Source organism: Dolichospermum lemmermannii CS-548 (assembly GCF_028330815.1).
Classification (GTDB): Bacteria; Cyanobacteriota; Cyanobacteriia; order Cyanobacteriales; family Nostocaceae; genus Dolichospermum; species Dolichospermum lemmermannii.
The window spans coordinates 1-2,814 of sequence record NZ_JAQMTJ010000050.1 but is presented as its reverse complement, the minus strand read 5'-3'; the positions used below and the strand labels follow the sequence as shown (position 1 = coordinate 2,814).

3 protein-coding genes are annotated in these 2,814 nt (G+C 40.3%); 1 reads left to right on the top strand and 2 read right to left on the bottom strand.

Annotated elements, in window-relative coordinates:
- Positions 1-339 (bottom strand): Rpn family recombination-promoting nuclease/putative transposase (locus tag PN450_RS02540; protein WP_271835330.1); only part of this gene is annotated, 339 nt, incomplete at its 3' end.
- A 347-nt stretch (positions 340-686) separates the two neighbouring features.
- Here PN450_RS02540 and PN450_RS02535 point away from each other — a divergent pair.
- Complete coding sequence (locus PN450_RS02535; protein ID WP_271835329.1) at positions 687-1,781, top strand: phosphotransacetylase family protein; 1,095 nt, start codon at positions 687-689, stop codon at positions 1,779-1,781.
- A 51-nt stretch (positions 1,782-1,832) separates the two neighbouring features.
- Here PN450_RS02535 and PN450_RS24020 read toward each other — a convergent pair whose 3' ends face one another.
- On the bottom strand, positions 1,833-2,756 hold the full coding sequence (locus PN450_RS24020; protein WP_417033733.1) for a Ycf66 family protein: 924 nt from the start codon (positions 2,754-2,756) through the stop codon (positions 1,833-1,835).
- Positions 2,757-2,814 lie beyond the last annotated feature (58 nt).

The window sequence follows — 2,814 nt, the reverse complement described above, 5'->3', positions numbered from 1 at the left end:
TAGTAAAAAGAAATTCCAATCACCTTTTTCCGATTGTTCACGAATGGGAAATGTGGAATAAAATAAGGCTCTATCTTTGAAATGCTTGATTTTTGCTTTTTGCATTTCCACAATAAACTTATCACCAGTTTTACTTTCGCAATAAATATCAAATATGGCTTTACGTTCTGCTATGGTATCAGCTAGATTTTCTGAATTTTTAAAGGTTAATTGTTGAATTTGATGATGTATTGGTAGAAGTTGGTTGAGAAAATCCATGAGTAAATCTTTACTGCCTTCCTCACCGAACAGTTTCTTAAAACCGAAATCTGTATAAGGATTAAAGTATTTTGCAGCCATAACTATTTAGAAAATTCTGTTTAATATTTCCTGTATAGCACAAAAAAGGTTAAAGTCGGTAATGCGATCGCGTGTTGTTCTTCGGTGGTGATTAGGCAAATTGCTTACAGCAGCACTTGACAAATACAAGCGAGTTTAAGAATGATGAGGCTATCACAATTAGGATTACTTTATTAATTGGGACTATCAAAATCGCTACAATAGCTACCACAGCTAGATTTATTCCCATTTAATTTTGAAAATTCAGGCAATTAGGATAGCTATTGCTATTTACCTTCCGCCTATTGCACTAAAATTAGTAGACACCTAGCTGAGTTGTACAAACTTTTGAAATTAGGAGTGCATACGTGCCAACACTTGCTAAATACTTGCTGGTTGGATCAGTTGAAGCTTACAGTGGCAAATCTGCAACAGTTTTAGGTTTGTCTCATCAGCTAAAACAAAAAGGTTTGGACATTGCTTATGGCAAACCTTTGGGTAATTTTGTCAAGACATCTGCGGGAACAGTAGTTGAAGAAGATGTCCAGTTCATTACTCATAACCTTAACCTGCCAGACAACCGCATTGCTCCCACTTTATTATCTTTGGATGAAATTACTGTCCAGAAACGCTTACAGCGAGAAGATACAACTAACTATCAAGAGTTACTAGTACAAAAGTATTCACAAATACCAAAGAGTAATTTGGTAATCTTAGAAGGGCCTGCTAACTTATCAGAAGGAAATTTATTTGGATTGTCCTTACTAGAATTAGCAGAAAAATTAGATGCTCCTGTACTGTTAATTAGCCGTTATCAATCACTAACTTCTGTCGAGGCGTTATTATTTGCTAAACAGCAATTAGGCAAACGGTTAATGGGTGTCGTCATTAACGAAGTCCCTCACGAACAATTAGAGTTAGTTCACACACTCTTACGTCCATTCCTAGAAAAACAGGATATTCCTGTCCTAGCAACATTGCCCAAAAGTGATGTCCTTCGCAGTGTCAGCGTTGGGGAATTAGTCAAGCAGTTAAACGCGGAAGTTCTTTGTCGGAGCGATCGCCTAGATTTATTAGTCGAAAGTCTAGCCATTGGGGCAATGAACGTCAACTCCGCCGTCAAATACTTCCGCAAACGTCAGAATATGGCAGTAGTGACAGGAGGCGATCGCGTTGAAATTCAACAAGCAGCCTTAGAAACATCTACTCAATGCCTCATCCTGACTGGACAACTACCACCCCCTGCCTTTATCCTCAACCGCGCTGAAGAGTTAGAAATCCCGATTTTATCCGTGGATTTAGACACTCTCACCACAGTAGAGATAATTGATCGCACCTTTGGTCAAGTTCGTGTTCATGAACCAATTAAAATAGAGTGCATTCGCTCTCTTATGTCTGAGCATTTTGATATTGACCGTTTATTATCCCAATTGGGACTTAATCCAGCGGCAGCAGTATCATAAACTACCCAGATTCCTTTGATTTATTAGAATCAGCAGCGTAAATCCTCTTAATTACTCCTCGACTGGTTTATTTAGTGGGATTTGTTCTGGCAATGCTTCCCCAACTGGTTTAACTTCCTCAATGGTCATATCAGACTTGTCGGCTGCTTCTGCGGCTAATAACTCTGATGTCACTGGATTTGGGGAACTTATTTCTGGTGCATCTGCCGTTTCGCTAGTTTCTTCTATGGCAATAACCACCTCAGTTTGAGTGATCTCCATCACAGTTTCGGTTTCTCCTGTGATAAATGACTCGGAAATCACCACCTCAGTTTGAGTGATCTCTACCACAGTTTCCGGTGCTGTTGGCGGAATTACCTGTTCTTCCTCCATAACAGTGGGTGGAGTTGGTGCTACTTCTACCACTTCCAAAATAGGAGATTGAGAAAAAGTATCCGCTGATAAACTTTCAGTTGTAATTGCTGGGGTAGCAGTTACCGACTCATCTGGTAATACTGACGGTGGCGTTGCTTCAGTTGGAGTTGTTTGCAAAATCTCCTCAGCAGTTTTGATCACAGGCTTTTTATTCACAGTCTGCTGTATCTTCGCTTTAGCACCACCAAATACACCAGTAACGAAGCTTGATAACTGTCCAAATTTCTCTTTCACAGAAAACTTTGACATTTGCGATTGGAGACTAATCTTAATTAGCTCAGGACTGGGGAGAGGAGTTTGTTGTCCTGCGGGAGCAAGTTGTCGCCGTAATGAGAGAGTTTGCCAGCCAAACGATACCAACAGTGCCACACTAGCTACATGACCCAGTAACAGCCCCCCAGTAATTCGAGGTGCAAAAATCCATAATACTAAAGCGTAGAATAACCCAACGCCACTCCAGATGAAATCATTCTTGCGATGGATTTCTGGAAAAAAGAAGGCTGATAGATAAATGGCGAGACTGCCAAAACCGATTACCAACGCTAGAAGATAAGCCAGCATTTTTTAATCCTCTTTACTATTTAATTCGAGAAAGGGAACAGGGAACAGGGGGCAGGGG

Excerpts from the sequence above, each read along its gene's own strand:
- PN450_RS24020 (WP_417033733.1), bottom strand. The coding sequence starts at position 2,756 with ATGCTGGCTTATCTTCTAGCGTTGGTAATCGGTTTTGGCAGTCTCGCC.